The organism is Okeania sp., from assembly GCF_983059655.1.
Genome location: NZ_CEZPJD010000547.1, coordinates 1 through 5,390 on the forward strand (window position 1 = coordinate 1; position 5,390 = coordinate 5,390).

The 5,390-nt window shown below is 35.0% G+C and carries 3 protein-coding genes; 1 reads left to right on the plus strand and 2 read right to left on the minus strand.

What is annotated here, in order from left to right:
* Nucleotides 1–366 precede the first annotated feature (366 nt).
* A complete protein-coding gene (locus AC3DU7_RS23850) occupies nucleotides 367–1,581 on the minus strand; it encodes an ATP-grasp domain-containing protein (RefSeq protein ID WP_488041787.1) in 1,215 nt (404 codons plus the stop codon).
* An 840-nt stretch (nucleotides 1,582–2,421) separates the two neighbouring features.
* On the minus strand, nucleotides 2,422–3,933 hold the full coding sequence (locus tag AC3DU7_RS23855) for a glycosyltransferase family 2 protein (RefSeq protein ID WP_488041788.1): 1,512 nt from the start codon (nucleotides 3,931–3,933) through the stop codon (nucleotides 2,422–2,424).
* Nucleotides 3,934–4,721: 788 nt separating this feature from the next.
* Here AC3DU7_RS23855 and ebsA point away from each other — a divergent pair.
* The gene (ebsA, locus tag AC3DU7_RS23860) at nucleotides 4,722–5,093 is read left to right on the plus strand and encodes a type IV pilus biogenesis protein EbsA (protein ID WP_488041789.1); all 372 of its coding nucleotides are present in this window, start codon (nucleotides 4,722–4,724) and stop codon (nucleotides 5,091–5,093) included.
* Nucleotides 5,094–5,390: the final 297 nt, after the last annotated feature.

Below are 5,390 nucleotides of genomic sequence, written 5' to 3' on the forward strand. Positions count from 1 at the left end.
TACCTCTTCATTTATGAAGAAAATATTTTCCTTAAGTTCAATCCTATCCGCTTTACAGGAGAGTTCATTAATGGATAATTGATAATTACCTCGGGTTTTAACCGCTACGGAATTGAATATAAGGAAATATTGTTTCTTCTCTTGGTCGATTGGATATGGCGAGGAGACCCGCTCTTATCAGAGCCGCCCCGCTTTATATGTTGCGGAGCAAAACGCCATCCCACCCAACGGGTGCGCTGCGCTTTTCGCGCCAGCGTTGCAAAGCAAACGACCGCTTTTTTCCCCTTAAAAGGGGAGGCTTTAAACCAAAATTATTTAATTATTAATTAGTTAATTATTCGGTAATAATTAATTGTTGAACACTACTTAGCTTAAAGAAACAGCTTTAGTAACTGCATCTTCTAAATTTTCGATTACCTCTACTGGTAAACCTGATAAACGTTCTTTCGCTATATTCACTTCACCTCCTAATAAACGTAGTATAAACGTAATATTATCCTTGTTCATAGTTTTTAAATTATTCAAATACTCATAAATTATAGTAATCAACTCACCGCTTGTCTGAACTATACCTAAAAAATTAATCAATACTACCTTGACATTTTCCTTTTGACTAACTAGATCTAAAGCAGCAAATATTTTTATTCGTAAACTATCTTTGACCTCCAAATAATCACCCAACTTAATATTCAGAAAATTTGCTGGTTTTCCATTAGCTTCCATTACCAAATCAACAGTAGCCATTGTTAAACCTTCACCATTGCATAAAATTCCGATATTTCCTTGTAATTCTGTAAACTTGAGTTGATAATCTGGAATAATTTTTTCATTAGCTGCTGCATTGGTATTATTTGTAATTAATAAAGAATTTTTGTCTATTGTACTTACTTGTTTTTCTTGAATTTCATCATTATTCGTAATATTTTTACCTACTAAATTTACTAATTCCAAATGACGACCTAAAGCACGATCGTTAACACTTACTTTACCATCTAAAGCCATTACTTCTCCCGTCGGACTCACACCTAGAGGATTAATTTCTACCAAATCTAAATCCTTTTCTATAAATAATTGATACATTTTTTCCACTATATGACTAACTAATTCTATTAGTTTTCCTTCCAGTCCAATTTTTACCATCAGACGACGTGCATAAAAAGGGGAAAATTGTTGATTAACAACTACCTGTTGCATCCTGGTCATAGCTGTCTCTGTATCAATACCTCCTTGTGCTGAACCGAGAAGTACAGGACGGCGTACTATTGGATCTAAAACAACTGCTAGGTATAATTCTTGATTAGCATTATATTTTGCTTCCGCCAATAAAACTTCTGGATACTCATCTTTGATCGGCAAATTAAAAATTGCCTGAGCTGCTGCTACAGCATCAATTGTATTTTCAACAAATTTAATTCCACCTAAGCTACTTCTTTCTCCAGCATGAACTTGAGATTTAAGAACTACTGGATAAGGTATTTTTAATTTTTTTAAATCTTTAGGATAATCTATTCTTTGAGATGGTAAAACAGGAATTCCTACCCAACTAAATAAAGCTTTAGCCTGATATTCTAATAAATCCATACTAATTTTAACGTTTAATTTTCTTAAGTTGATAATATAATTTTTTTAAATTTTCCGATATTTATTTAATAGGTTTTGCAGTTATTATGTTTGTAAATACACTTAATAGTTCAAATAAAATCTAATTTTTCTACAATTATTGATTAATCATATTTAAGGAGCATAATTTTCTTCTCCAAACAGAGAATGCTGCATTTATTCCTGTTTGTCGAGCGCGAGATTTTTATAATTCATTTTATAGATATTACTATTGGAAATAATGTAGATTTTTTTATGTAAATCTATCAATTGATTAATCTATAATGATTTTAGCAATTCTAAATCTGAAAAATTGTTATACCTATAACTTTGAGTATCGAGATTTCAATTAAATAACATCAAATTTAGGTTTCATAGTTAAGAAATAGGATTGCTATATATTTTATCTCCGATACTTAATCTGTTCAAAAAATTATTGATAGCTAGTAAGAGTCGATAGAATTACCATCAAACTATAGCAATCCTAAATCATTTGCGATCGTTTTATTGCTTTAGTGTTTTTCATTTCCAGCTCCTGTGTTCCCTATTCTCTATTTCCTAAAATTTACAATATAGCAGTCGAAACAAAGGTTAGGACATTTATAAAGGCTCAAACGAGCGTCAGGGATTACTTTTAACTTTTGACTGTCAGATGTGCGTCTTAAATTCTGGAGGGGCTGTGTGCGGAATTACTTCCGTACTTTATACGCCCCGTAGGAAACCTCAGAATTACTAACTCGATGCCCGACTTTTGCCTTGTGCAGAGCGCTACATCTGACAACTCAAATTAAGATTGCTATAAGTAATTGGATAATAACCTTTTTAACTTTCCCAATTCCCTTGATGAATTGTTTTAACCCATTTTAGTCGCTTAGGTAATATAGACATCCGGGTAATAGTAGCTCCCATCACAATAAACCAATGCAACATATAAAAAGTTCCTAGCACACTTTCTAAAAAAGTAAGTAGTATAGACAACGGATGTTCTTTCTGAGAAACACAGTCTAACTTATCTTCTTTAACTTTAACTATACTCTTTTCTTGTTTCCTAGTTCGACGTAAACCTATAAACATTCCCAATACAGAAACTGTTACAGTAAACACAGTCAAAGGACTGGTGATAGGTAAGCGACGTAAGATTATTGCCATAAGTAAATCGGGTACAGCAGCAACCGATATTAGATATTGTGTCACCAAAAATTGCCATAAATCCCAAGTCTTACCAAATCTCATTCGGTTACGCAAAATCAATTGCCAGTAATCTAGATAACGCTGATATCCACCCTCTGCCCATCGAGAACGTTGATGCCACAAAGCTGTTAGGTTAGTTACTCCTTCCTCCATTACTGCTGGAAAGCTGAGAAAATCTATATCCCATTGATTTAAGTGTAGGCGAATTGTTAAATCTAAATCATCAGTAATAGTCTGTTCATTCCACCCCCCACACTCCTTGAGAGCATTCAAACGGACGAATTGGCCATTTCCCCTGAGTTCTCCAATACCACCAATTGCAATTCGTTGTTCTTGAAAAAAGCTATCTAGAGCCATTTCTCGTGATTGGCCTTTTGTCCAAAAATTTAGACCAGCATTGGCGATCGCTTTTCTAACTTGTACTGCTCCTACCTCTTCTCTAGCAAAAAGTGGTACTACCTTTCGGAGTAGATCCGGTGTTACCTCTGCATCTGCATCAAACACTCCTAAAATTTCTCCCCTAATCAAAGGTATAGCAGTATTAAGAGCGCCTGATTTACCTCCACTGGCATCTGGACTTCTGCGAATAACATTGAGCTGCTGATATTCTTTGGCCAACTGTTCTAACAATACAGGAGTTTTATCTGTACTATTGTCATCTATTACCCAAAGTTCATAATTATTGGTTGGATAATCTAAAGTACAGATATTTTTTACCAGCTTACTAATTACAGCTTCTTCATTTTTAGCTGCTACTAACAGAGAGATATAAGGCCAGTCTGTTGAATTTTCTTCTGATAGAGGTTTTGGAGGTAGTTTTGGTTTTGCGAATAGTATTCTCAAAAGTTGAACTGACAGTAAACCTGTCAGACCTAAAATTATCCAATATCCCCAGGAAAGTAAGTGCAGAAGGATAGTAGTAGTCCAAATAAGAAATGACATAAGTGCTGCTTTACGTCTACGACCATCGTAAATATTCTGATGACTACTTAACATTTCCTGTTGTTGTTTGATTTGAGTCTGGTCTAAGCATTTTTGAGTTTCAGTTGCCTGATTATTTTGCTGTTTGTTACAGAATTTATCGTTTTGATGAATTTGAGTTTCTCTATAATAATCGTTTTTGGGCCAAGAACTATTGGGCATAATTAAATTAATCTTAAAAGATCCGATCTTTAATAATTTTCTTATTTTTTAAGAGACTAACCTAATTCCGTCTGAAAAACTATAAATATGGTCTTGTGAAGCAAAAAAATTAGAGGGTATAGTGCTATACACAAGCCAAAAGTCAAAAATTAAAAGTCAAAAGTTTTATAATGCTCTTTTGAGTGTTTATAATTGCCCTAACCTATTTGCGTAGTGCTAAAGGTAGCTGAAACGTTAACTTCAAATCAGACCTGTACTCTCCACATTCCCCTACTGGCAGCAGGGCTAATTCTTTGTCGTCAGAAAATATTAATATCCCACATTCCGCACGACAAAATGTAGCAACTGAAGAAGGAGTCAGGAGACAACCCACCCCTAACCCCGACAGTGGAGGGGAAGACTGTTAATATGAAATAAATTTAATAGTGCAAAACACTTCCCCTATACTTCTCTATATTCTTAAATAGGGTTTGCTGAATAAAGCTAAAAGTCAGGATAGCTTACAGTAATAAAGCTTTTTATATTTAGTTTATCTCCTATGTTATTGCCTAGTTTTGCCTCAAAACACTGATGAAATTCAAGAAAATTCCTTCACATAAAATGGCCGAAGCCGTTGCCTGTTCTCCCACAAATCGACCCATCTCTGCATCTCCGCGTCCCCGTGTCTCCGCGTCCCCGTGTCCTACTCCCACCAACCAATTTTTTCAGCAAGCCCTAAATAGCCCCCATCAGGGTTCTATAATGGAATTTCCAGGGACATGGATACTATTGATTCAGGAGAGTAGGGAATGTCAATTAATCAATTAAAGCCAGCGGAAAAAGGGGAAGTAGCGGTTTACACTCCCTATTACCCAGATAACAGACGTAAATACCTAGCTCATGCTATTAGTCTTTACAAACAAAAAAGTCTTGAAGGAGCAAGAGATATAGAAGGAGGAGAAAATATCCCTTTTGTTATCACCTGGAATGTTTCTATACTACCTGCGGACATAACTCGTTGCCGAATGCAGTTTGATGGTAATCAGGAACTTAGTTATGATACAACAATGGCCACTTATGAGTTTGTTGATTCTTTAATCGATGTATTGCTTATTTATCATCGTACTCGTAATGTGGATTTTTCCAAGAATTTCTATGGAAAGCTACTTCGCTATGAGTGATTAACCTTGAAATTTAATTCCTGATTGAAAGTTTACTCTAAAATAATATTTTTGATTGCCAAAAAAATTAATATTTTTCATCCTGAGAATTGAAGATAAAATCCAAATTATATTGACATTGACCAAACTCTTTGGATAACAAGCCACCCTCTTCTAGGGGCAGCACTTTTGTGTTACGATGAAACAGGTTGAAATTCCTACCTAAGCTGGCAGCGATATACACTCATTATGAGTCGAAACCGGGAGCGAGCAAGCAATAGGAAAATGACGGAAGGGCAATGTTCAAGAATTTAGAAT